General features: G+C 55.3%; 25 protein-coding genes and 1 riboswitch. Of the genes, 22 read left to right on the forward strand and 3 right to left on the reverse strand.

The genetic code is table 11. The features are described from left to right. Positions 1 to 16: 16 nt before the first annotated feature. Positions 17 to 1,258, reverse strand: a complete 1,242-nt coding sequence (locus R70331_RS08835; protein ID WP_042174678.1) for an NAD(P)/FAD-dependent oxidoreductase — start codon at positions 1,256 to 1,258, stop codon at positions 17 to 19. Positions 1,259 to 1,434: 176 nt separating this feature from the next. Between R70331_RS08835 and R70331_RS08840 the strand changes: the two genes are divergently transcribed. From R70331_RS08840 to R70331_RS08895, 11 genes are all read left to right on the forward strand, one after another. Continuing rightward, complete coding sequence (locus tag R70331_RS08840; RefSeq protein ID WP_042174680.1) at positions 1,435 to 1,668, forward strand: hypothetical protein; 234 nt, start codon at positions 1,435 to 1,437, stop codon at positions 1,666 to 1,668. Positions 1,669 to 1,726: 58 nt separating this feature from the next. Then, positions 1,727 to 2,119 (forward strand): spore coat protein, encoded by a 393-nt coding sequence (locus R70331_RS08845; RefSeq protein ID WP_042174682.1) that lies wholly within the window; start codon positions 1,727 to 1,729, stop codon positions 2,117 to 2,119. Positions 2,120 to 2,396: 277 nt separating this feature from the next. After that, complete coding sequence (locus R70331_RS08850) at positions 2,397 to 2,897, forward strand: Lrp/AsnC family transcriptional regulator (protein ID WP_042174684.1); 501 nt, start codon at positions 2,397 to 2,399, stop codon at positions 2,895 to 2,897. 13 nt (positions 2,898 to 2,910) lie between these two features. Beyond that, the gene (locus R70331_RS08855) at positions 2,911 to 4,131 is read left to right on the forward strand and encodes an aminotransferase class I/II-fold pyridoxal phosphate-dependent enzyme (protein WP_042174686.1); all 1,221 of its coding nucleotides are present in this window, start codon (positions 2,911 to 2,913) and stop codon (positions 4,129 to 4,131) included. A 97-nt stretch (positions 4,132 to 4,228) separates the two neighbouring features. Continuing rightward, complete coding sequence (locus R70331_RS08860) at positions 4,229 to 4,468, forward strand: aspartyl-phosphate phosphatase Spo0E family protein (RefSeq protein WP_081947547.1); 240 nt, start codon at positions 4,229 to 4,231, stop codon at positions 4,466 to 4,468. A 553-nt stretch (positions 4,469 to 5,021) separates the two neighbouring features. After that, entirely contained in the window at positions 5,022 to 5,651 is a 630-nt protein-coding gene (locus R70331_RS08870; RefSeq protein ID WP_052418985.1) for a TetR/AcrR family transcriptional regulator, read from the forward strand. Between the two features lie 29 nt (positions 5,652 to 5,680). After that, positions 5,681 to 6,574: an alpha/beta fold hydrolase gene (locus tag R70331_RS08875; RefSeq protein ID WP_042174689.1), complete on the forward strand. Its 894-nt coding sequence runs from the start codon at positions 5,681 to 5,683 to the stop codon at positions 6,572 to 6,574. A 175-nt stretch (positions 6,575 to 6,749) separates the two neighbouring features. Next, the gene (locus tag R70331_RS08880; RefSeq protein ID WP_042174691.1) at positions 6,750 to 7,313 is read left to right on the forward strand and encodes a cob(I)yrinic acid a,c-diamide adenosyltransferase; all 564 of its coding nucleotides are present in this window, start codon (positions 6,750 to 6,752) and stop codon (positions 7,311 to 7,313) included. Between the two features lies 1 nt (position 7,314). Next, a complete protein-coding gene (locus tag R70331_RS08885; RefSeq protein WP_042174692.1) occupies positions 7,315 to 8,415 on the forward strand; it encodes an RluA family pseudouridine synthase in 1,101 nt (366 codons plus the stop codon). A gap of 263 nt (positions 8,416 to 8,678) precedes the next feature. Continuing rightward, positions 8,679 to 9,047, forward strand: coding sequence for an arsenate reductase family protein (locus R70331_RS08890; protein WP_042174694.1), 369 nt, complete (start codon positions 8,679 to 8,681; stop codon positions 9,045 to 9,047). Between the two features lie 64 nt (positions 9,048 to 9,111). Further along, positions 9,112 to 10,047, forward strand: a complete 936-nt coding sequence (locus R70331_RS08895; RefSeq protein ID WP_042174696.1) for a 5'-3' exonuclease — start codon at positions 9,112 to 9,114, stop codon at positions 10,045 to 10,047. A gap of 161 nt (positions 10,048 to 10,208) precedes the next feature. Here the strand turns inward: R70331_RS08895 and R70331_RS08900 are convergent, their stop codons facing one another. Then, entirely contained in the window at positions 10,209 to 10,622 is a 414-nt protein-coding gene (locus R70331_RS08900; protein WP_231576431.1) for a peptide deformylase, read from the reverse strand. 179 nt (positions 10,623 to 10,801) lie between these two features. On the opposite strand from R70331_RS08900, the gene R70331_RS08905 reads away from it, so the two are divergent. Next, entirely contained in the window at positions 10,802 to 12,298 is a 1,497-nt protein-coding gene (locus R70331_RS08905) for an alpha-N-arabinofuranosidase (protein WP_042174700.1), read from the forward strand. A 15-nt stretch (positions 12,299 to 12,313) separates the two neighbouring features. Beyond that, positions 12,314 to 12,595, forward strand: a complete 282-nt coding sequence (locus R70331_RS08910) for a hypothetical protein (protein ID WP_042174702.1) — start codon at positions 12,314 to 12,316, stop codon at positions 12,593 to 12,595. 157 nt (positions 12,596 to 12,752) lie between these two features. Here R70331_RS08910 and R70331_RS08915 read toward each other — a convergent pair whose 3' ends face one another. Further along, complete coding sequence (locus R70331_RS08915) at positions 12,753 to 13,685, reverse strand: ArsR/SmtB family transcription factor (RefSeq protein ID WP_042174704.1); 933 nt, start codon at positions 13,683 to 13,685, stop codon at positions 12,753 to 12,755. A 137-nt stretch (positions 13,686 to 13,822) separates the two neighbouring features. Next, a riboswitch (cobalamin riboswitch) is annotated at positions 13,823 to 14,011 on the forward strand. A 211-nt stretch (positions 14,012 to 14,222) separates the two neighbouring features. Here R70331_RS08915 and R70331_RS08920 point away from each other — a divergent pair. The 9 genes from R70331_RS08920 to R70331_RS08960 are packed head-to-tail and all read left to right on the forward strand — an operon-like array spanning position 14,223 to position 22,786. Further along, positions 14,223 to 14,987, forward strand: coding sequence for an energy-coupling factor ABC transporter permease (locus R70331_RS08920; RefSeq protein ID WP_042174706.1), 765 nt, complete (start codon positions 14,223 to 14,225; stop codon positions 14,985 to 14,987). After that, positions 14,987 to 15,283, forward strand: coding sequence for an energy-coupling factor ABC transporter substrate-binding protein (locus R70331_RS08925; RefSeq protein WP_042174708.1), 297 nt, complete (start codon positions 14,987 to 14,989; stop codon positions 15,281 to 15,283). The genes R70331_RS08920 and R70331_RS08925 overlap by 1 nt, the downstream gene beginning before the upstream one ends. Then, complete coding sequence (gene cbiQ / locus R70331_RS08930) at positions 15,267 to 16,046, forward strand: cobalt ECF transporter T component CbiQ (RefSeq protein WP_042174710.1); 780 nt, start codon at positions 15,267 to 15,269, stop codon at positions 16,044 to 16,046. The genes R70331_RS08925 and cbiQ overlap by 17 nt, the downstream gene beginning before the upstream one ends. A 47-nt stretch (positions 16,047 to 16,093) precedes the next feature. Beyond that, positions 16,094 to 16,933 (forward strand): energy-coupling factor ABC transporter ATP-binding protein, encoded by an 840-nt coding sequence (locus R70331_RS08935; RefSeq protein WP_042174712.1) that lies wholly within the window; start codon positions 16,094 to 16,096, stop codon positions 16,931 to 16,933. 45 nt (positions 16,934 to 16,978) lie between these two features. Then, on the forward strand, positions 16,979 to 18,940 hold the full coding sequence (gene cobJ, locus R70331_RS31015; RefSeq protein WP_081947548.1) for a precorrin-3B C(17)-methyltransferase: 1,962 nt from the start codon (positions 16,979 to 16,981) through the stop codon (positions 18,938 to 18,940). Positions 18,941 to 18,945: 5 nt separating this feature from the next. Next, entirely contained in the window at positions 18,946 to 19,794 is an 849-nt protein-coding gene (gene cobK / locus R70331_RS08945; RefSeq protein ID WP_081947549.1) for a precorrin-6A reductase, read from the forward strand. Then, positions 19,772 to 20,452: a precorrin-8X methylmutase gene (locus R70331_RS08950; protein ID WP_042174714.1), complete on the forward strand. Its 681-nt coding sequence runs from the start codon at positions 19,772 to 19,774 to the stop codon at positions 20,450 to 20,452. The genes cobK and R70331_RS08950 overlap by 23 nt, the downstream gene beginning before the upstream one ends. Next, positions 20,449 to 21,567, forward strand: coding sequence for a cobalt-precorrin-5B (C(1))-methyltransferase (locus R70331_RS08955; protein ID WP_042174716.1), 1,119 nt, complete (start codon positions 20,449 to 20,451; stop codon positions 21,565 to 21,567). Before R70331_RS08950 ends, R70331_RS08955 begins: the two co-directional genes overlap by 4 nt. Continuing rightward, positions 21,560 to 22,786 carry a bifunctional cobalt-precorrin-7 (C(5))-methyltransferase/cobalt-precorrin-6B (C(15))-methyltransferase gene (locus R70331_RS08960; protein ID WP_042174719.1) on the forward strand — a complete coding sequence of 409 codons (1,227 nt, stop codon included), beginning with the start codon at positions 21,560 to 21,562 and terminating at the stop codon, positions 22,784 to 22,786. Before R70331_RS08955 ends, R70331_RS08960 begins: the two co-directional genes overlap by 8 nt. The last annotated feature ends 32 nt before the right edge of the window (positions 22,787 to 22,818 follow it).

Here is a 22,818-nt window from a genome sequence, read left to right on the forward strand (position 1 = left end):
CCGGGGCTGCTGCTTGTTATGTCGGTTGTACGGCAGGGGCAGGCGACGGCTTAGCGCTCCTTGTAAGCGAGAACAGCTCAAGCTCCGGGCGGCTGCGTCCGGCAAGCGTATCAGCCAGCAGATCAGCTGCAATCATGCTGTAGACAGTGCCGTTGCCGCCGTACCCTTCAATGAAGTAGCAGTGCGGATATTCAGGATGCGGCCCCATGTACGGCAGCCCGTCCCGGGTGGAGCCGAATACAGCTCCCCAGCTGAATTCAGCTTCGACTCCATTGATCTCCGGAAACAGGGCTTCGACCTCCTTCAACAGCAGCTGGCATTGGGATAACACACGAACATCACGCCGGTCGGGACCAGTCAGCTGTTCATCTTTGCCGCCGGCAATGATACATCCGTCAGGAGTGGTGCGGAAGTACAGGTAAGGCCGCGCTGTCTCCCAGAGCAGGCTCTGCTCATGCCATTTGGGCATACTGGCCAAAGGACGGGTTTTGATGGCATAGGTATTGATCAGCTCGGCGCCCCGGTCCTTCTTCATCTCCTGGGTCTCATAGCCCATTGCAAAAATTACGTTCTTGGCAAAGATCCGGCCATGGTCGGTGTAACAGATAACACCGTCAGCGCTGTATTCGTAATGCCGGGCTCTGGTATGCTCATAAATTCTTACTCCGCCGGAATGTGCCTTATCAATCAGGCTGTGTACTGTACGGAACGGATTGGTCTCTGCATCACCCCTGGAGTACAGTGCGGCCGGCTTGGAAAAGGAGTAATGGGCCCCGATTTTGTCTGTATCCCAGAACTCCGAATCAAATCCGTGTGCGGTCAGCGTCTCGTGCTCCTGGCGGAGCATCGGAACATCCTCCGGCGTACTGGCATAGAGCAGGCTGCTGCGCGGAATAATCTGCGGATCAATATCCAGCAGAGACGGCAGCTCGAGAATTTTTCCAAGGGCCTGCTGGCATAGCTTATAGAACAATACACCGTTAGCTTCGCCGAATGTGTTGATACAGGCGGTCAGTGATTTATCATTTGCGATTTGCAGCAGGCCGGTGTTGGCATGGGAGCTGCCGCTGGCGACCGCTCTTTTATCAATCAGGACGGTTGAAGCCCCGCTTAGCGACAGGCGGTAGGCAGTCATGGCACCGCCCATGCCTCCGCCGACGATCAGGCAGTCACAGGTTATATCTCCATCGAGTGTCTTATACACCGGGGGATTAGGTAAGGTCGCTTCCCAAGGAAGCTGTCCGCTGTTAAGTCTCATGCATATCTCTCCTTAGTGAGATTCCGATAGGGTAGTATTGCCAGCCCTGCCTGTGCTGATGCATAGGAATTAGGACCATTTTATTCTGGCAGGTACAGTTCGCAGTAACCACATAAACCAAAGCAGCAGCGGCATAATAAGGACTGCTTGTACATCAAGAAGGAGGGAATTACAGAATGCACTCAACCCAAATGCAGGCGCTAAGCGGCAAAGAACTCGAATACATCGCTGACTCCATCTCCAATGAAGATCTGCTCATTAAGCAGCTTGCTGCAACCGCAGGTACAACCCAGAATCAGACGGTCCAGCAGATTTGCGTACAGCATATCCAGAGCCATACCCAGCATATGGATTCGCTGATTCAGCTGCTGCAGCAGCACCAGCAATACGCGCCGGCGCAGCCGCAATAATGCAATTTGACTTCATTACTTGACCTTAGTCTATAACAATAATCAGGAGGTAATGCTAGTGTACGCACAAAACGGAACAGCCTTTATGGCAGACGAGGATTTGCTTAATACCGTTCTGGCCGATTTGAAGCGCACGGTGCGTGAATATACGACCGCTGCGACCGAATCGAATTGCCAGACTGTCCGCAGGGTCTTCAATGATCTGACAATGGATACGCTGCGCCTGCAGGGTGAGCTGTATACCCGGATGTCGCAGATGAATATGTACACTCCGCCGGGAAAAGCGCTGCGGCAGGATGTGGACAAGCAGATCCAGACCGCACATCAGACACAGGCCAAGTGCCAGCAGTTCGTCCAGCAGAAAACAGGCGGGGCGGGCGCATACAATCAGGCGGCAGGCATACCGGTGCATCAGCCGAATGTGCAAAATCATAACCCATACTATATGTAAACCTGCCCAGCAGGTGATGAAGCACAGCACGTGCTGCTGCCTCTGAGAGCTGTAAACAGTCCGTTCACACCGGGAATTCCGGCAGAACGGGCTGTTTTTACTGCTGCGGATAACGGCGGAGCCCGAAGGTGAATAAGCTGTACATCCGGCGGCCGGGCTTATGCGGGGTTATTTTGTTTGCAGAAGGGACATTTTCATGTCATATTAGTATTAAACTCTTTTCGCTGGTGCCGCGCTGAAGACGCAAGGCGGCAGGCGAACTATCCGGGGGGAAGGCATGAAGGAAATGGACGAATTAAAACGGAAAGTGCTGGAACTGCTCAAGGAGGACGCCCGAAGCTCTGCGGCGCTGATGGCGACCCTCCTCGGAGCGGAAGAAGAAGATATCAAGACAGCGATTGAGCAAATGGAAAAAGACCATGTTATTGTAAAATATGCGACGGTCGTGAACTGGGATAAGGTGGACGACGAGCGGGTAACTGCGCTGATTGAGGTGCAGATTACGCCGGAGCGCGGACGCGGCTTTGAAGGCATAGCCGAGCGTATCTACCTGTATCCGCAGGTGAAATCCGTTTATCTGATGTCAGGTGCCTATGATTTGCTTGTTGAGGTAGAAGGACGCAATCTCCGCGAGGTTGCCAATTTCGTATCCGAGAAGCTTTCGCCGATTGACTCCGTACTTTCAACCAAAACCAACTTTACGCTCAAAAAATACAAACAGGACGGTATCATCTTTGAAGAGCATGAAGAGGACAACCGTCTGCTGATATCTCCGTAAAGGAAGTAATCATATGATCACGAATAATCAGAAGCAGACCGGAGAATCAGGCAAATCCATGAATTCCTATCTGGCTCCGCTGGTTCAGCAGATCCAGCCGTCAGGCATCCGCAAGTTTTTTGATCTGGCTGCAGGCAGCAAAGACGTTATCTCGCTGGGGGTCGGCGAGCCCGACTTCAAGACACCCTGGCATGTCAGGGAAGCCTGCGTCTATTCGCTGGAAAGAGGCTTTACCGGCTATACCTCTAACGCGGGGATGCCTGAGCTGCGGGAAGGCATTGCGAATTACCTGCATTCCCGGTTTGCAGTCACCTATAATCCTGCTAACGAGATTATTGCAACAGTGGGCGGCAGTGAAGCCATTGATCTGGCGCTGCGCGCCTTAATCTCGCCCGGGGACGAAATCCTTATCCCTGAGCCATGTTATATCTCCTATTCACCGATTACATCCATCGGCGGGGGGATTCCGGTCGGAATTGAAACGTTCGGTGAGAATAACTTCAAACTGACAGCTGCAGATCTGGAAGCCAAGATTACACCGCGCTCCAAGATTCTGATCCTATGTTATCCGAGCAATCCGACAGGGGCGATCATGACCCGTGAGGACTGGGAGCCGATTGCCAAGGTGGTTGAGAAGCATGATCTGATCGTAATCTCCGATGAAATCTATGCGGAGCTGACCTACGGCAGCAATCATGTGAGCTTCCCGTCGCTGCCCGGCATGATGGACCGGACGATTCTGGTCAGCGGCTTCTCCAAAGCCTTTGCGATGACCGGATGGCGGATGGGCTATGCCTGCGGTCATCCCGACCTCATCTCGGCGATGCTGAAGATCCACCAGTATACCGTGATGTGTGCACCGTCCATGGGCCAGGTGGCTGCACTGGAGGCGCTCACTAACGGGATGGAAGAGAAAGACCGGATGGCGGACTCCTATAATCAGCGCCGCCGCCTGATCGTCAAAGGGCTGCGCGATGCCGGACTGGATTGCCATGAGCCGCAGGGAGCGTTTTATGCTTTTCCAAGCATTCAGCGTACAGGTCTTACTTCCGAGCAGTTTGCCCAGCGCCTGCTGATGGAGTACAAGGTGGCGGCAGTACCGGGCAGTGTGTTCGGTCTCGGCGGCGAAGGCTATCTTCGCTGCTCCTATGCGACATCCGTAGCACAGCTGAATGAGGCTATCGAGCGGATCGGCGCCTTTGTCCAGCAGCTGGAACGGGAGCGGACGGAATAAGGCAGCCTGCAATAATGAACCTGTAACGCGGGCAATAGCACTTCTCTTTTGTATATGGTATTATTTTACTATTCCATTTCATTAGGAGGGACGACTGATGCTTATGGGGGATTGTTACCTGCCTTCCTACAGTGGGGGATACTATCTGCAGACCGGACATCCTGCTGTCGATACTGCCGCGCGCAAGCGGACTCTTGAAGATGAGATTCTGGCTCTCCGCAGCAGAATGGAACAGATTTTTGTCCAGGAGAAATCCTTTACCTCTGAGCTTGTCATTGAGATCAGCTGCCTGCTGGACCACAAAATTAATGAATATATGAGGGGGGCATACCACTAAGCCTGGCTTAGGTGGAGATTCCCCTTATACAGAGAGCCTTCGGGCTCTTTTTTTATTGTATAGGAAATTATACAATGCAAAAAATGTGGATAACTCCGATGAAAAATAAAGGAGGGGTGGACGTGAAGAATCAGGAGACATGGAAGAAACGACCTGGTACCAACCCCCACATTGTATTCGTTTTTTCGCATACATTTGGCCAGTTTACCCTTATGGTGGCAGAATGTATTCGTTTTTTCGCATACATTTGGCTAGTTTGCCCTCTTAGTGGCCTATTGTATTCGGTTTTTCGTATACATTAGGCCAGGGTATGTGCCTATATCCGCTATTTCAATACAGCTGCCAGCTGCCAAGAACAATGAACTCCTTAAGTGGGTAAGACCAAATTAAAGTTAAGCAGCTGCTAGAAGTCAGCAAATTAGGTTCTTAAGTACTCTATATATAGATCCACCCTTCGTGTGGATTTGTTCTGCTTAAATAATTGCTGTTAATATCTATAAATTTACTTATAATGGAATATGAATGAACGATCATTCATTTCTAGGAGGTAGCGATGAGTATTCAGAGCAAGCAACTGGAGCAGCACTTTATTGAAACGTTTGAGCAGCTGCTGCCGGACCGGGCCGGCAGGCAGATTATCCTCCATGCCGTCGAGGTATTTTCCAGGAAAGGCTTTGCCGGCACCAAAATCAAGGATATTGCTGCCAGCGCCGGGTTTAGCCAGGGCTATGTGTACATGTATTTTAAATCCAAGGAAGAGATTTTTACCAGAATTGTGGAGCTGGCTTCAACCGGAGCAGGATTATCAGTCCGCTTCGCGGCTGGGCTGGAGGGGAAGGCATGGGAGCGAATCGGCTGGCTGACGGAAGCATTTCTGGCACCAGACAGTCTGGCGATGCAGCACTGGCGGCTGATTCAGCTCCAGACAGCAACCTCGGAAGCCATTCCGGAGGAAGCAAAGCGTATTGCGAAAGAAAAAATCCGCGAACCCTTTGAACATCTGGTTCCACTGATTGTGGAAGGCCAGCGGGACAAGGATATTGTAGAGGGTGATCCGCTGGAGCTGGCCATCGGTTACTTCTCTTTTGTACAGGGTCTGGGAATTGCCAGACTGCAGACTGCGGAGCAGCATTCTTTTCCTTCTGTAGACCTGGTGCTGCGTTTTATGAAGAAGGATCGTTAGGCTAATTTAACCGGAGGGCGGATTGGAGCATGGTCAAGGTATTCAAAAGCGAGGCCGGTAAAAAACAGGTGCTGCAATCGTATAATGAGCTTTTGGGACGGTGGGATGTAGCGTTTAAGGAGCTGGACGTGGATACACCATACGGGACAACGCATTGTATAACTGCCGGTGACACCGCTTTGCCCCCGCTGCTGCTGTTACACGGTGTGGGTGACAATTCGGCGGTGATGTGGCTGCTGAACATGAAGGAGCTATCCCGGCATTTTTACTGCATAGCGGTCGATACACTGGGCGGCCCCGGTAAAAGTATGCCAAGCACAAGCTTCCATAAAAAGGCCTTTAATCAGGTGGACTGGATCAGCTGCGTGGCTGACGGGCTTGGAGTGGAGCAGTTTTATGCTGCAGGCGTGTCAAACGGGGCATATATGGCTTTTAACTATACAGTCAATAAGCCGGAAAGGGTGCTGAAGGCTGTCTGTATGGAAGGCGGGATGGTCACTGCACCGTTAAAAAGCATGATCCAAACGCTCCTGATGATGTTCCCGGAGATCCTTATGCCTACCCGCAACAATCTGCTAAAGGTATTTAACAAGCTCAGCTCGCCGGAATCCCGGCTGCGGGAAAGACATCCCGAAGTAGCTGAGCATGTGGTGCTTCTTATGAAGAATCACAATCAGCAGGCGATGTTTATACATAAGCCGCAATTGTATGATCAGGACCGGGCGGAGGCTGTAAGAGAGAAGCTGTATTTTCTGCTGGGGGATTACAGGCTGGACCGGAAGAAGGACTTCACAAGCGTACTGGACCGCGGGCATTTCCGTTACTCCATTATTCAGGGCTCGGGTCACGGCGTTAACCATGAGCAGCCGGAGCGTGTGCACCGGGAGATGATTGATTTTCTCAAAGAAGACCAGGTCCTGTAATAGTGATTAAGATTGGCCCCGGTGAAAAGCAGCACCAGAAGCACGACATCTCTCCGCTGCTGGCTGAGGCAGTTATTTACATGGCAGAAATGCCGCGCTTTATTTGCCTAATCTGCACAGATGCGATTACACTATAATTATGTGATTGATTGTGCTGAGGGGGAGGAAGATTGCTATGGCAATTTATACACGTACGGGGGATAGAGGAGAGACTTCAGTGATCGGCGGCCGGGTAGGCAAGGATGATGTCCGTGTAGAAGCCTATGGAACGATAGATGAGCTGAACTGTTTTGTAGGGCAGGCCCGCAGCCTGATGGAGGATGAACGCTTCGCCGATGTGCGGGAGCAGCTGCTGGAGGTTCAGCATGAGCTGTTTGACTGCGGCTCGGATCTGGCTTTTGTGAAGCTGAGTGAGAATAAGTATAAGGTTAAAAGCGAGATGGCTGTCCGTCTGGAGGGCTGGATCGACCAGCTGCAGGCAGAGAATCCGGTGCTCGAGCGGTTCATCCTGCCGGGAGGCAGCCAGCTGTCCTCGGTGCTGCATGTCTGCCGGACGGTCTGCCGGCGGGCGGAGCGGCGCGCGGTTACGCTCGGGCGCAGCGCAGATATAAATCCGGAGGCGGTTATCTATCTGAACCGGCTGTCAGACTATTTCTTTGCACTTGCACGGGCAGCAAATACAAGGCTGGGGATTGCTGATGTGGAGTATGTGCGCAGCAAAAAGGTGTTCCGTAACTAAAATGAGCAGCTACTACCCGCCGTTAACCTATATTGTGCCGCCGTCCGAGGACGGCTGGCTGCTCAAAACCATTCTGCAGAAGCGGATGGATGTCTCCCGCAAGCTGCTGTCCCGGCTCAAAATGACTGAGCAGGGCATTATGCTGAACGGGGAACGCGTCTACATCAGTGTAAAGGTAGCTGCTGGTGACCGGGTGGAGATCCGGATGGAGCAGGAGACCTCGGAGGACATTCTGCCGCAGGATATCCCCTTTGACATTCTTTATGAAGACGAGCACCTGCTGGTAGTCAACAAAGCCGCAGGGATTATTGTACACCCGACACACGGGCATTACACGGATACACTGGCTAACGGAGTCGTCCACTATTGGGCGGCAAAAGGGGAGAAGTACCGCTTCCGGCCGGTTCACCGGCTGGATCAGGAGACCTCCGGCGTGCTGGTGATCGCCAAGAACCCGTACAGCCACCAGCATATCTCCGAGCAGATGATCGCCGGCACGGTGGACAAGCGTTATGCTGCTTTTGTACACGGAGTGCCCGCTTCGCCTGCCGGTGATATCGACGGTCCCATTGACCGTGACCCGGCAGAGCCGCACCGGCGGATTGTGACGCCGGACGGTTATCCTTCCTTGACCCGTTACGAGGTCAAGGAGGTCTACGGAGACCGCGCCGCGCGGGTCGAGCTGAAGCTGGAGACCGGCCGCACCCACCAGATCCGGGTGCATATGAGCTCGATCGGCTGCCCGCTGATTGGCGACGGGATGTACCGGCACCCGCTGTACGGGCGGGGGCCGGGCGGGGAGCCGCTTGAAGGCGCTGCGGGTACCGCAGGCGGTAAGGCAGAAGCTGCGGTGCTGCCGGCCGCTGTTCTTGAACCGGCTGAACCCCAGCTGCTTGCCGCGCAGGAGCTGACGGCAGAGGAAGAGAAGCAGCTCGCGGGCATTGCCGGGCTGGATGCGGCGATTCCGCGCCAGGCGCTGCATGCGGTGCGGCTGTCATTCCAGCATCCGGTCGGACTGGACGGGCTGGTTTTTGAGGCGCCGCTGCCGCCGGATATGGCGTTGCTGGAGCAGAAGCTGCGGCAGGATGCCGGAGGCGAGTAGGCTTGGAGCTGGTACACGTCGCGTATGTCGTATAGCCGGATAACGTACCATCACTCAACAGAGGCTGGATTAGGTTGATTTTCAAGAGCCATTTATAGTGATAGCGCCGGTTTTAAGTAACATATCTCCAACTAATTTCTACAGAGCGTGGATTTTTGAAGAATTAGCTGGCGATTTTCCAACTAAATTTCGTTTAAGAGGGGCGGATCGGTTTATGAGGAACAATCCAGTCCCGGACATAACAGTTACCGAAGGAGCTAGTCATGAGTCACTTAAAAGTCTATCAATACCCAAAATGCAGCACCTGCCGCAGTGCAGTGAAATGGCTGAAGGAGCAGGGGCATGAGCTTGAGCTCCAGCATATTGCCGAGCAGCCTCCAACAGTGGAGGAGCTTCGTGTGCTTGTGGCAGACAGCGGCCTGCCGCTGAAGAAGTTTTTTAATACCAGCGGTGAAGTGTATAAGGAGCTGGGCCTCAAGGACAAGCTGGCCGGCCTCAGTGAGGATGAGCAGCTTGAGCTGCTCGCAGGTCATGGAATGCTGATTAAGCGTCCCGTTGTTACTGACGGCAAGAAGGTTACTGTAGGCTACAAAGAAGAGCAATATGCAGATGCCTGGAGCAGCGCCGAATAACAGCATTAGAGTATCGTTAGCAGTAATTCAGACTAATTAAACGGACAATAAGGAGAGGTTACACATGAGTTCAGAAACAACGGGCCGGGTAATGATCGTCGATGGAATGGCTCTGCTGTTCCGGGCCTTTTATGCGACCTCTTATGGAGGATATATCCGCAAAACCAAGGCCGGGCTTCCGACCAATGCGGTGTACGGATTTTTGCAGTATTTTTTCGATGCAGTGAGCACGTTCGAGCCTTCCCATGTGGTCTGCTGCTGGGATATGGGCAAGGGGACCTTCCGTACGGAGAAGTATGACGGCTACAAGTCGAACCGGATTGAAGCGCCGCTTGAGCTGATTCCGCAGTTTGATCTGGTAAAAGAAGTGGTTGCGGAGCTTGGCGTTCCCAATATCGGGCTGGCCGGCTATGAGGCGGATGACTGCATCGGTACACTGGCTGCCTGCTACGGCGGGGAGTCCGAGGTCTACATTCTCACCGGTGATCATGATATGCTGCAGCTGGTTACGGACAACGTCAAGGTTATTATTATGAAAAAAGGCCGTTCCAACTATAAAGTGTATGATCCGGCTGAGCTGCTTGAGGAAAAAGGCCTTACGCCAAGACAGGTCATTGACCTCAAGGGCTTCATGGGCGATACGAGCGACAATTATCCCGGGGTCAAAGGTATCGGCGAAAAAACAGCTCTTAAGCTGCTGCTTGAATACGGCACCGTAGAAGGTGTTATTGAGAACCTGGAGGCTCTCCCGAAAGGGGTCCGCTCCAAAATCGAAGCCGATCTGGACATGCTGCATCTGTCGCGTGAGCTGGCGGAAATCCGCTGTGATGTGCCGGTGGTCTGTACTTTGGCAGAATGCCTGTGGGAGCTGCAGCGCGACACGGCGGCCCGCAAATTCCAAGAGCTGGAGTTCGGCAGCCTCATGCATCTGATCGGCGGCATCGCCGAGGTCCGTGATGAACGCGGGATCGTACAGATCGAGCTGGGGGATTTAGGTTAACCGCAGAGGAGGGGATGCCGGGCGGGAGAAGGTTTTCCGGAGCCCGTGTTCCATTCCATAGTAACAAAAAGCACCTTTTGGGCCGTTTCCGGTCTGAAGGTGCTTTTTGCTGAACGGATGTCCGAGAAAATGAACCTGAGCAGTCCGATATTATACCGCAATCAAATGATAATGCCGTCGCAGTGATCGACCTCATGCTGGATAATCTGGGCTGTGAAATCGCTAAAGACCTGCTTCTGCTGCTTGAAATTACGGTCTAAAAACGTTACTTCAATGGACTGATAACGTGTAGCAGGCCGGACGCCTTCCAGTGAAAGACAGCCTTCCTCTGTTTCATAGGGACCGTTACGTTTGGTGATGACCGGATTAATCATACCTGCGTGTACCGGCCCGATGCTAAAGGCTATGATGCGCTTATTTACACCGATCATGTTAGCCGCCAAGCCGACACACCGGTCGGCATTTGCCCGCAGCGTGTCCAGGAGGTCATCCAGCACCTGAAGATCCTCCCTGGTTGCCGGAGCAGACTTCTGGCTTAAGATAATCATATCTTTACAAATGGGTCTAATCATCATATTCTCCATGTCTGTTTTATTTGGTGTTAGCTGCCACTGCTATAATAGCATTCCGATATCAGCCAGGACAACACAGCGCTGGATATAAAGATTGACGTAGGTAACGGGGGATGTTTATAATATTAATATATGAGTTTAATAATTAATAAATATATTAACTATTGAGAGGTGGCTTTATCATGGCTCAGCGTGCAGTACTGAATGCAGACATCCGCAAGAACACGATTAACCGCAATATTTACGGGCATTTTTCCGAGCATCTGGGACGCTGTATTTACGAAGGGATCTGGGTAGGAGAGGACTCGCCGATTCCCAACACGAAGGGTATCCGCAACGATGTTGTGGAAGCGCTTAAAGAAATTAAAATTCCGGTGCTCCGCTGGCCGGGAGGCTGTTTTGCCGACGAGTATCACTGGAAGGACGGCATTGGTCCGCGCGAAGGCCGCAAACGGATGATCAATACACACTGGGGCGGCACAGTGGAGAACAACCATTTTGGTACCCATGAATTTATGGAGCTGTGCGCGATGCTGGAGTGTGAGCCTTACATCAACGGCAATGTGGGCAGCGGCACCGTTCAGGAAATGTCCGAGTGGGTGGAATACTTAACCTTTAACGGCGTGTCCCCGATGGCAGAGCTGCGCAAGGAGAACGGCCGTGAGGAGCCTTGGAGCGTATCCTATTTTGGCGTGGGGAATGAGAACTGGGGCTGCGGCGGTAACATGCGTCCTGAATATTATGCCGATCTGTACCGCCGTTACCAGACTTATGTGCGCAACTACGGTGACAATAAGATTCACCGGATTGCCTGCGGCGCCAATGTGGATGACTATAACTGGACGGAAGTGCTCATGCGTGAGGCAACCCGGTTCATGGATTCGCTGACTCTGCATTACTACACCATTCCCACAGGTGAGTGGAATAATAAGGGTGCAGCTACCGGCTTTGAAGCCAAGGAGTGGTTCTCCACACTGGAAGCAGCGCTGCGCATGGATGAGCTGGTTACCCGCCACAGTGTCATTATGGATAAATACGATCCGGAGAAGCGTGTCGGCCTGATCGTTGATGAGTGGGGTACCTGGTATGATGTAGAGCCGGGAACGAATCCGGGCTTCCTGTATCAGCAGAACTCGGTCCGTGATGCGCTGGTTGCCGGACTGACGCTGAATATTTTCCACAAGCACAGTGACCGGGTACGGATGGCGAACATCGCCCAGACGATCAACGTGCTGCAGGCTGTCATTCTTACCGAAGGCGAGAAAATGGTTCTGACCCCTACGTATCATGTGTTCAACATGTACAAGGTGCATCAGGATGCACAGCTGCTGGATCTGGCAGTGGAGAGCGGTACTTACAGCTTCGAAGGCCGTGAAATTCCTGAGGTATCGGCTTCTGCTTCCATTGATGCGGAGGGCGTCATTCATGTCAGCCTCTGCAACCTGAACCACGCTGCAGCAGCTAAGCTGCCGCTGGAGCTGCGCGGACTGGCCGGTGATAACATTGAGGTTACAGGCACTACGCTGGCTGCGGCAGCAATCGATGCCCACAATACCTTTGCTGAACCGGAAGCCGTGGCTCCGCAGCCATTTACTTCTTTCCAGCTGGACAAGGGTATTCTCAGCCTGGAGCTTCCTCCAATGTCGGTTACGGTGCTGGCTATCAAGCAGAAGGCTTAAGGCGGGGATTCAGTTATGAGTACTGCTTCCGCCTGCAAGGGCTGCCGGGATGAATACAAGGTGACGGAGGCGCAGATCGCCCGGATTCTGGCTTCCTCCATGTTTAATCCGGACAATACTGCTCCGGAGGAGATATATGCTGCCCGTTATGCCCTCTGCTCGGCATGCCCCAAGCTGCAGGACGGCGTTACCTGCACAGCCTGCGGCTGCATCATTCCGGTAGTCGCGCGGCTCAAAGCGCGCGGCTGCCCGTTGCCGGGAGGCGGGCTATGGCAGCCAATGCCTGCGGAGGAATAAGCCATCCGGGCAGGCCAGGGTAATCATTGAAACAAGCGGGCCGGCAACCTGCATTATACACACAAAAGCGGCAGTCATGGATTGGGAAACCTCCATAACTGCCGCTTTTGTGTGTGCTGCCGGTCCGGGTGCCGATGGACAGCAACGGTTAGCCCTGTTACTCCGCCTGCTCCGCCGGAGCGGTACCGTCTGTATAGAACAGCTCGACGACCAGATCATCGTTGTAATTACCAAAGCCTTTGCCGAACAGGGTGAGTCCGCCGATGTGCTCGGCGTTCTCCTCGACGGAGAGCCGGAAGGTCCATTGCTTGTCACGGATGCCGACCTGGTCCAGTGTGACGTCGGAGAGCTTCAGGCCGTCCATGAACGTTCCCTTCGGCGTGATGCGCAGCTGCTTCAGCAGCCCGTACTGGTTGGTCAGTGCCGGCCACCAGGCAGGAGTATACTTGCCGCGGCTGTCACCGTAATCACCGGGGCTTGTCCAGAACCCGAGCACCTTGCCGTTCAGGGTAAAGGTAATATCCGACGGCCAGTTGTTATTGATCGACGGCGCTTCGGAGGCAATCTCCATTGTAATGATAAGCTCATCCGGCTGCTGGCTGGATAAGAGGAAATTAGGGATTTTGTATTCGACAAAGCCCTTGCCGAACCAGAGGATACCGGCGTTCATCCGCTCCATATCCCAGAAATAGCGGGGGTCGTCGAAGCTGCCGATTACCTGGGCAGTAGTGGCTAGCCCGCAGGTCGGCTCAATCTGGAAGTCTGAGTAATGCCCGACAGGAATTTCTTTGCGGTGGGCCTTGCGCTCTGCTTTATCCGGTGCCGGAAAAGTGATTTCTGCCCGCTCTGCGGCCAGCGAGCAAATCTTCTGCAGTCCGCTTTTGCCTGGAGCCATATGGGTGCTGATCAGTCCGGCGGCCTCCAGCTTGCGCACATGCATGGTCATAATGGCACTGCTGAGCTTAACCGCTCCGGCCAGCTCCTTGACATTCATCGGCTGAACCGCCAGCAGCCGCAGCATATGCAGCCTTACGGAGCTGGATAAAGCTTCATAGACCGGCAGAGATTCTTCAGTAAGATCTAGTTTCATAATGAACCTCCGATACATATTAATTAATTAATAATTATATTAGTTAAAAGGAATTAATACAAGCGAAATCCCGGAAAGCGGAAGCTTCACTTTTATCACAGACAAGTTGGGCTGAGGCTTAATATAATGTACACGACTATATAAGAAGCGAACAAGGTGCCCTTGCAGCAGCAAGGGGTAACAGGGAATCGGGTGCAACTCCCGAGCGGTCCCGCCACTGTAAGAAAGAGTCATGCTCCAGTATGTCACTCGGATCTTCTCCGGGGAAGACGGAGCAGGGCGTTAGTATTTCGAGCCAGGAGACCTACCTTGCAAGCGCACACCACGACTCTACGCGGATAGGAGCGGTGTACGAATAGGTTCATGTAATTGAAGGCACAAGCTGCCGCTGAGTTTTCGGGGAACGTTCCGGCGATGCAGCAGTCAGACCGGCCTCCTTTGCATGCCTGATGACGTACATATCACTCCCGCCCCATGAAGGGCGGGAGTTTTTTGGCTTTCTGCTGCACCAATCATGAATGCTTAGGAGGAAAAGAAATGAAGAAACGCGGAGCTTGGGGTTTTGCGGCACTGGTTGCCGGCTTTACGGTCTTTTTTCTGCTGAATGAACCGGGAACGGCTGCAGCGATGCATATTATGGAAGGATTTTTGCCGGTCGGCTGGGCGATTTTCTGGTGGGCGGCATTTATCCCGTTCTTTATTCTGGGCATTGTCAAATTGAAAAGTATGACCAGGGACAATCCTGAGCTGAAGCTGCTGCTCGGTTTGTCCGGAGCTTTTACCTTCGTACTGTCAGCGCTCAAAATGCCTTCCGTCACCGGAAGCAGCTCCCATCCGACAGGAACCGGGCTGGGTGCAATTATACTGGGGCCGCTGCCGATGAGTGTGGTCGGCTCGGTAGTGCTGCTGTTCCAGGCGCTGCTGCTGGCGCACGGCGGGATAACGACCCTTGGGGCAAATGCTTTTTCAATGGCGGTAGCCGGACCGTTTGCCGGGTATGCGGTGTACAGGCTGATTATGAAATCCGGTGACCGTGAAAAGCTGGCTGTATTCTGTGCCGCAGCGGTAGCGGATCTGATGACCTATATGGTGACTTCATTTCAGCTGGCTGTTGCTTTTCCATCGGCGGACGGCGGTGTGCTGGGTTCACTTGTGAAATTCGGCGGGATTTTTGCCGTTACCCAGATTCCGCTTGCGGTAAGTGAAGGACTGCTGACAGTGCTGCTGTGGAACTGGCTGAAGTCCTATAGTCCGAATGAGCTGTCACTGCTCAAGCGGCAAGCCAAGGGGGGAAGCCTGTAATGAAAGCTATGTGGAAAAATGGTCTGATGCTGCTCGCAGTCGTGCTGCTGGTAGTGCTGCCGCTGCTGTTTGTTAACGGGGAGTTCGGCGGAGCCGATGATGCTGCGGAAGGTGTAATCACCGAGATAGATCCCGCGTATGAGCCCTGGTTCAAGCCGCTGACCGAGCTGCCCGGTGAAACGGAAAGCATGCTGTTTGCGCTGCAGGCAGCGATTGGAGCCGGAGTGATCGGATATACCATCGGGCTGCTGCGGGGCAAGCAGGATAAGCAGAAGCTGAATGATCAGAAGAATTGATGTCTTATCCGGCAGCAATGCGCTGCGTGCAATATCCCCCATGTGGAAAAGCCTGTTTGCCGCAGTGATGTTCATCCTGTCCTATGCGCTGCATCCGGTGCTCCAGGCTGTCATTGCCGTCTGGATGATGGTATGGTGTACAGCTTATGCCAGAATTCCGCTGCGTGCTTACGGGCTGTTGTCCGGCACGGCGCTGCTGTTCTATGTTCTGGGCATGCCTGCGCTGCTGCTGGAGCTCGGTCATCCTGCCGCCGCAGGTGCGGGGATATATGAGCTTCCGGCTCTGCCCCTGTATGTTACGGCCGCAGGCCTGGAGCGTGCAGGGTTTCTGCTGGTAAGGGTGACGGCTTGCCTTAGCTGTTTCCTGTTCATCATTTTAACAATACCCTTCAGTGAGCTGCTGCAGGTGCTCCGCAGGCTGCGGATGCCGCAAATTGTGCTGGAGCTGATGCTGATTATGTACCGGTTTCTGTTTATACTCAGCGATACCGCACATGGCATGCTGCTGGCCCGGAGGCTGCGCGGCGGGAAAAGGGGCTTCAGGGATAAGCTGGGTGAGACGGCAGCGATGGCAGGCGTACTGTTTGCCGGAACCATGCACCGCTACCACGGGCTGTCGCAGGGGCTGATGACCCGCGGATACACAGGGGATATTGTTCTGCCGCCTTATCAGCCGCGGCCGGTTCCGCGCAGATACACGATCCAGGCTTATGCGGGGATCGTCCTGCTGCTGCTTGCGCAGTGGTGGATCGTCAGGTATTAAGGGTAATTCGGCCGGTTTAACCCGGAAATAAGGAGAATAGATCCGACATGGAGTACAGTCTGGCCTTTGACGGAGTTGTGTTCCGGTATCCGGACACGTTGGAGCCGGCGCTGCAGGGACTGAGCTGTGCGGTGCCGAAGGGCAGCCGGACAGCAGTGCTGGGGCACAACGGCTCGGGCAAATCGACTCTGCTGCTGCAGGCTGTCGGCGTTCTGCGCCCGCAGCAGGGCAGCATTATGGTATCGGGCAGACAGCTCGGGTATAACCGGAAAGAGCTGGCGGACCTGCGGCGCAGGGCCGGCCTTGTGTTCCAGGACCCGGAGCAGCAGCTGATTCTGAGTACGCCGCAGGACGATATTTCCTTCGGTCTGCGCGGAAACGGAATGGAAGAGCCAGAGATCCTGCGGCGCTGCGGCAAGGTGCTTGAACTGCTGAATCTGGGGGAGATCAAAGACAAGCCGGTTCATCAGCTTAGCCTGGGCCAGAAAAAGCGCACGGCGCTTGCGGGTGTGCTGGCAATGGAGCCGGAGCTGATCCTGCTAGATGAGCCGACGTCCTACCTGGACCCGCAGTCTGAAGCGCAGCTGCTCTCGGGGCTGGAGAGCATTCATGCAGCCGGGGCAACAATTGTAATGGCGACGCATGATATGAACCTGGCTTACCGCTGGGCTGACTGGATCATTGTACTGGACCGGGGCAGCTGCCGGGCGGCAGGAACACCGGAGGAGATCTTTGCCGGCCATACTGTTCTGCGGGATGCCGGCCTGGGTCTGCCGCTGCTGGCAGAGCTGTGGTACAGCCTGCCCGGACAGCTGACAATGGGGCAGCAGGCCCCGAGGAACGCCGCTGATTTCAAGACTGCGCTGGCCCGGCTGCTTGGCAGCTGAACGCAGCGCGGCATCACTAATACATTTTAGAACGGGGAGATTGGGATGGAGAAACAAGGGAAACTGCTGATTATCGGCTTCGGCCCCGGTGCCCTGGAGCAGATTACCGGGCGAGCCCTGGCTGCGATCGAAGAGAGTGAGGCTGTAATCGGCTACAACACTTATGTGGAGCTGATCAAGCCGCTGCTCACTCATCAGGAGATTGTCGGCACCGGAATGACTGAGGAGGTCAGCCGTGCGCAGGAGGCGGTGCGCCGGGCAGAAGCGGGCCAGACCATTGCCGTAATCTCCAGCGGGGACGCCGGAGTATATGGAATGGCCGGACTTGTCTTTGAGGTGTTGATCGAGCACGGCTGGAATCGTCATAGCGGTGTGGAAGTCGAGGTGATTCCTGGAATATCGGCAATTCAGTCCTGTGCTTCACTGCTGGGCGCGCCGGTGATGCACGACTCCTGCACCATCAGCCTTAGTGACCATCTGACGCCATGGGACAGCATTGCTGCACGTGTTGAAGCGGCAGCAGCGGCAGATTTCGTTATCGCCTTCTACAATCCGCGCAGCGGCCGGCGGACGCAGCAGATTGAGGAAGCACGCGGCATTTTGCTCCGATACCGCGATCCTTCCACTCCAGTCGGTATCGTCAAGAATGCCTACCGGGACCGTCAGCAAATCATTGTAACAACGCTGCAGGCGATGCCTATGGAGGAAATCGGTATGCTCTCAACGGTTATTATCGGCAACTCGGCAACTACGGTCTATGACGGTCTGATGGTCACGCCGCGCGGCTATGAACGCAAGTACGATCTTGGTGCGCAGATACAGGCACTGAAGCCGCATGAGCGGCTGCGCACGGCGGCGGAGCCATGGTCACTTGCGGCCGGTTCTAGCGAGAGCCCGAACGGGTGCGGTGGCATAACCGGCAGTAATGTGGACAGCAGCGCGGACAAAAAAACCATACTGCTTGTGGGCCACGGAAGCCGGGTTGAAGCCGGCAATGAGGAATTGCTCGGCTTTACTGCCCGGCTTGCGGCAAGCCGGCCTGAGCTGAACATTGAAACCTGCTTTATTGAGCTGGCATCACCTTCAATAGCCGAAGGCATCGAACGCTGTGTAGCCGGCGGAGCAAAGGCAGTATATGTAGTGCCGATTATTTTATTTGCAGCCGGTCATTCCAAGCTTGACATCCCGATGGCGATCGACCGCGCCAAAAAGAAATATCCGGGAGTGGAATTTGTATACGGACGTCCGGTTGGCGTGCAGGAGCGGGCGGCGGATATTGTGCTGGACCGGATTAAGGAGGCCGTACCGGCAGCCCTGGAGAATAAAGTCCCGGGTGCTCCGGTCCCGGCGGAGGACTCTGTCGTGCTTATGATGGGCCGCGGGGGGAGTGACCCTGATGCCAACAGTGATTTCTATAAGCTGTGCAGGCTGCTGTGGGAAAAGACGGCATATAAAAGTGTGGAAAGCTGCTTCATCGCTATTACCAGGCCTTCGCTGGATGAAGGGCTGGAGCGTTGCCTGGCGCTGGGCGCACGTAAAATCATTGTGCAGCCGTACCTGCTGTTCACAGGCGTGCTGATGCAGCAGTTTACAGATCGCGTCACTGCCTTTGCCGCAGCCCATCCTGAAATAGAGGTAGAGCTGGGCGGTTATATCGGCACTCATCCGCTGCTGGCAGAAATGCTGAACGGCCGGATTGATGAGGTGCTGAACGGCCGGAGCTTTGCCAATTGCGATAACTGCAGATACCGCGACGAAGCTGCGGAGCATCACCATCACCACCATCACGGTGAGGATGGGCACGGTCATCACCACGGAGAAGAAGGGCATAGCCATCACGGGCATTCGCACGGCCATCACCACGGTGAAGCCGGACACAATCATCACGGTCATCACCACGGCCACCAACATGGCAATGTGTCTGCTCAGCGAAGCACGGACAACTTGGAGCACGCTGAAACTGCAGCGGCAGAAACAGCTGCAGCAGGCAGCCCGAAGGAGCTGTAGCTGCGGTGATTCTGATGCTGTGCGGTACGGGCGATGCACGGGAGCTGGCGGTGCTGCTGGCGGGCCGGGGGCTTCCGCTGACGGCTTCGGTGGTGACGGAGAGCGCAGCGGAGCGGCTTACCGCAGCCGGAATCAGCACCATAACCGGGCGGCTGGACCGGGAGGGAATGGGCTTGCTTTTGCAGGACCGGGGCTATCGTGCGGTAGTGGATGCCAGTCATCCTTTTGCGCTTGAAGCCCATGCCAATGCAATGCAGGCTGCGGCGGCGCTTGGGCTGCCGTATTTCCGCTATGAGCGTCCGGGACTTTCCTTTGCCGCTCATCCGCGGCTTGTCATTGTGCATTCCTATGAGGAGGCGGCGCTTGCAGCGAAGAAGATTAAAGGCTCTGTTATGCTGACAACCGGAGGCAAGACACTGGAGATTTTTGCAGGACAGCTGCTGGGTGATCCTGAGATCCGCCTGACGGTCAGGCTGCTGCCCTGCCTGGACAATATGGAGAAATGCCTAAGTCTGGGGATTGAGCAGCGTAATGTTATCGCTATGCAGGGGCCTTTTTCACGGGAGATGAACGAGGCGTTGTTCCGGCAATACGGCACACAGGTGATGATTACCAAGGAGAGCGGAGCTGAGGGCTCAGTGGAAGAAAAGCTGCGGGCTGCGCTGGATATGGGGCTATATGTCATTCTTATTGTGCGGCCCAAGCTTGATTTTACCGGTAACGGGGGAGTCTATCACTCCTTTGCAGGGCTTGCAGAGGCGGTGGAGGCTGCTCTGGCAGTGGATGATGGCGGATGCGCCGTCAGGCAGTCAATTAAAGGGAGGGTTAACGGTGGATTTCGGAACAGAGTTTAAGCCGCAGACGGTACAGCCGCAGGAGATTGAAGGCCTTAGCTTTCAGATGATTACAGAGGAGCTGGGCAGCCATGACTTCACTGCAGAGCAATATCCGGTGGTGCAGCGGATTATCCATGCTTCGGCTGATTTTGAGCTGGGGCGCAGCCTGGTGTTCCATCCGCAGGCTGTTGAGGCGGGGATTAAGGCGATTCTAGACGGAATGCCGGTTATCGCTGATGTGCGGATGGTGGAGGCAGGAATTGCTAAAGAGCGGCTTCATCGTTACGGCGGAGAGGTCCGTGTCCATATCTCCGATCCGGATGTGGTTGAGGCAGCAGGGGCGCTGGGGCTTACCCGGGCGATTATGGCGACACGCAAAGCCTGTGCGGAAGCTCCGGGCGGAATTTACGTCATCGGCAATGCACCTACTGCGCTGCTGGAGCTGATCCGTCTGATCAAAGCAGGCGAGGCTAAGCCGGGACTTGTGATCGGCATGCCGGTTGGTTTCGTATCTGCCGCTGAATCCAAGGACGAGCTGCGCAAGCTGGATATTCCTTATATTACGAATATCGGTCGTAAAGGCGGCAGCACTATCGTGGTAGCAGCGGTCAATGCGCTAAGCCTGCTGGCAGTGCGCCGGGCAGCTGAGACGGATGCCTCCCTTAAGCGGCGATGACCGCGAGCAAGGAAGCTGCCGGGAGCCAGGGTCCGCTGCGCCGGGGATACACCACCGGCGCCTGCGCGGCAGCCGCAGCCAAGGGAGCAGCGCACCTGCTTATCACAGGCGAGGAGCTGGCAAGTGTGGAGCTTCTGCTGCCGGCCGGCTTCAGCCACAGCTTTGAGCTGACCGGCTGGCAGCGCAGCGAAGGCGCGGACGGCACAGCAGTCTGCGCCACAATAAAGGACGCCGGAGACGATCCTGACGCGACGCACCGGGCCAGAATTGAAGCAGCGGTCAGCTGGCTTGACCAGCCCGGTGTGGAGATTGACGGCGGGCTCGGCGTCGGCCGGGTAACGAAGCCGGGGCTGCCTGTCCCGGTAGGCGAAGCCGCAATCAACCCGGTACCGCGGAAGATGATCCGCGAAGCGGTCTCGGAGTTGCTTGAGGAGCACGGCGCGGCGCGCGGGCTGCGGGTAGTCATCAGCGTGCCGGAAGGCGAGGCTATAGCGATGAAGACGCTCAATCCGCGCCTGGGCATCCTCGGCGGCATTTCCATCCTGGGTACACGTGGCGTGGTAACCCCGTTCTCGACCGAGGCTTATCAGGCCAGCATCGTCCAGGCAATTTCGGTCGCCGCTGCTGCCGGGAACCGCCAGCTGGTCCTGACCACCGGCGGCAGCAGCGAAAAGTTCGCGATAGCGATGTTCCCGGAGCTGCCGGAGGAAGCTTTTATCCAGATGGGGGAGTATGTAGGCTTCTCGCTCGGCCATGCGAAGGCTTACGGCTTTCAAAAGGTGACCCTTGTGGGCATGGCCGGCAAATATTCCAAGGTTGCACAGGGTGCAATGCTGATTCACTCCAAAAATGCACCGGTGGATTTCGCTTTCCTTTCAGCCGTTGCGCTTGAAGCGGGAGCGGATGAGCAGACAGTTCAGGAGATTGCCGGTGCGAATACCGCTTCACAGGTGGTGGATTTGATGACGGAAGCGGGAAATGAAACGTTTTTTGAGCTGCTGTGCCGTTACGGCTGTCTGCAATGCCTCAAGCAGGTGGATGGGGGCATGACGGCCGAAATGGTACTGATTACGATGAAGGGCCGGAGGCTGGGAAGGGCGGAAATCCGTGGATAATGTTATCTGCGTCATAGGTATCGGGGAAGACGGCGCCGGGGGACTGACAACACAGAGTCTGCGCATCATCGAGGAATGCGGAGTGCTCTGCGGCGGGGAGCGGCAGCTGTCGTTTTTCCCCCGCTTCACAGGAAAAACAATCACTCTGCAGGGCGGGCTGGAACGCTTTGCCGAAAGACTGGACCAAGTGCACCGGGAGCATAAGACGGTTGTGCTGGCTTCGGGCGACCCGCTGTTTTTTGGCATTGCCGGTTATCTGGTACGCCGGTTCGGGCCGCAGCAGGTGGAGGTTATTCCGCATTACAGCAGCGTTCAGCTTGCTTTTGCCCGGCTGGGTGACAGCTGGCAGGATGCGGAGCTGATCAGTCTGCACGGGCGTCCGGTGCAGGGGCTGGCCCAGCGGATCGACGGCAGGGCGAAGGTTGCGCTGCTGACGGATGAGGTGAATACCCCGGCGCGGATTGCTGCATACCTGCTGGATTTCGGCATGAAGGAATATGAGGCCTTCGTCTGCGAGCATCTGGGCGGTCCGGATGAGCGCTGCAGCTTTTGGGAGCTTGAGGACATGTTCCGGCATGAGTTTGCGGCGCTTAATGTGGTTATTCTGCGCAGAAAGCCGGGAAGCGGGGGCCGCCGCAGGCGCGGCTTTGCTTATCCGGATGAAGCCTTTGCCCAGCGCAAGCCGGAAAAAGGGCTGATCACGAAGCGTGAGGTCCGCGCACTGGTGCTGTCTGAGCTGAATCTGGCGGAGAATGCAGTGGTGTGGGATGTCGGCTCAGGCTCAGGGGCGGTTGCTGCGGAATGTGCGCGGATTGCCCGCCTCGGTAAGGTATATGCTGTGGAAAAAGAAGCGGTTAACCTGCCGAATATGGAAGCAAACCGGCGCGAATTCCGTGCTGACTATACTATTGTTCACAGCAGGGCCCCGGAGGGGCTGGAGCAGCTTCCTGACCCGGATGCTGTATTCATCGGAGGCAGCGGCGGCGAGCTTGCAGATATTATAGCCCATGCGGCTGAGCGGCTGCGGCCGGGCGGCGTTATCGTCATTTCGGCGATCACTATTGAGACGCTGCACGGGAGCATGACGGCGCTGGCAGCGGCGGGACTCAAGACGGAGGTTACACAGCTGCAGGCATCGCGGGGCAGGCCGATTCTTGGGATGACCCGGTTCGAGGGGCTTAACCCAGTCTTTGTAGTCAGTGCGGCTAAGCCAGAATGAATGGCCGGGGAGACCGGAAATTTAATAAAAGG

Source organism: Paenibacillus sp. FSL R7-0331, from assembly GCF_000758645.1.
In the GTDB taxonomy this organism is placed as follows: Bacteria; Bacillota; Bacilli; order Paenibacillales; family Paenibacillaceae; genus Paenibacillus_AQ; species Paenibacillus_AQ camerounensis.

Excerpts from the sequence above, each read along its gene's own strand:
- cbiQ (WP_042174710.1), top strand. The coding sequence starts at position 15,267 with ATGATCAGAAGAATTGATGTCTTATCCGGCAGCAATGCGCTGCGTGCA.
- R70331_RS08920 (WP_042174706.1), top strand. The coding sequence starts at position 14,223 with ATGAAGAAACGCGGAGCTTGGGGTTTTGCGGCACTGGTTGCCGGCTTT.
- R70331_RS08835 (WP_042174678.1), bottom strand. The coding sequence starts at position 1,258 with ATGAGACTTAACAGCGGACAGCTTCCTTGGGAAGCGACCTTACCTAAT.
- R70331_RS08870 (WP_052418985.1), top strand. The coding sequence starts at position 5,022 with ATGAGTATTCAGAGCAAGCAACTGGAGCAGCACTTTATTGAAACGTTT.
- R70331_RS08880 (WP_042174691.1), top strand. The coding sequence starts at position 6,750 with ATGGCAATTTATACACGTACGGGGGATAGAGGAGAGACTTCAGTGATC.
- R70331_RS08925 (WP_042174708.1), top strand. The coding sequence starts at position 14,987 with ATGAAAGCTATGTGGAAAAATGGTCTGATGCTGCTCGCAGTCGTGCTG.
- R70331_RS08910 (WP_042174702.1), top strand. The coding sequence starts at position 12,314 with ATGAGTACTGCTTCCGCCTGCAAGGGCTGCCGGGATGAATACAAGGTG.
- R70331_RS08900 (WP_231576431.1), bottom strand. The coding sequence starts at position 10,622 with ATGATGATTAGACCCATTTGTAAAGATATGATTATCTTAAGCCAGAAG.
- R70331_RS08860 (WP_081947547.1), top strand. The coding sequence starts at position 4,229 with ATGCTTATGGGGGATTGTTACCTGCCTTCCTACAGTGGGGGATACTAT.
- R70331_RS08890 (WP_042174694.1), top strand. The coding sequence starts at position 8,679 with ATGAGTCACTTAAAAGTCTATCAATACCCAAAATGCAGCACCTGCCGC.
- R70331_RS08855 (WP_042174686.1), top strand. The coding sequence starts at position 2,911 with ATGATCACGAATAATCAGAAGCAGACCGGAGAATCAGGCAAATCCATG.
- R70331_RS08955 (WP_042174716.1), top strand. The coding sequence starts at position 20,449 with ATGACCGCGAGCAAGGAAGCTGCCGGGAGCCAGGGTCCGCTGCGCCGG.
- cobJ (WP_081947548.1), top strand. The coding sequence starts at position 16,979 with ATGGAGAAACAAGGGAAACTGCTGATTATCGGCTTCGGCCCCGGTGCC.
- R70331_RS08935 (WP_042174712.1), top strand. The coding sequence starts at position 16,094 with ATGGAGTACAGTCTGGCCTTTGACGGAGTTGTGTTCCGGTATCCGGAC.
- R70331_RS08875 (WP_042174689.1), top strand. The coding sequence starts at position 5,681 with ATGGTCAAGGTATTCAAAAGCGAGGCCGGTAAAAAACAGGTGCTGCAA.
- R70331_RS08850 (WP_042174684.1), top strand. The coding sequence starts at position 2,397 with ATGAAGGAAATGGACGAATTAAAACGGAAAGTGCTGGAACTGCTCAAG.
- R70331_RS08840 (WP_042174680.1), top strand. The coding sequence starts at position 1,435 with ATGCACTCAACCCAAATGCAGGCGCTAAGCGGCAAAGAACTCGAATAC.
- R70331_RS08885 (WP_042174692.1), top strand. The coding sequence starts at position 7,315 with ATGAGCAGCTACTACCCGCCGTTAACCTATATTGTGCCGCCGTCCGAG.
- R70331_RS08895 (WP_042174696.1), top strand. The coding sequence starts at position 9,112 with ATGAGTTCAGAAACAACGGGCCGGGTAATGATCGTCGATGGAATGGCT.
- R70331_RS08905 (WP_042174700.1), top strand. The coding sequence starts at position 10,802 with ATGGCTCAGCGTGCAGTACTGAATGCAGACATCCGCAAGAACACGATT.
- R70331_RS08915 (WP_042174704.1), bottom strand. The coding sequence starts at position 13,685 with ATGAAACTAGATCTTACTGAAGAATCTCTGCCGGTCTATGAAGCTTTA.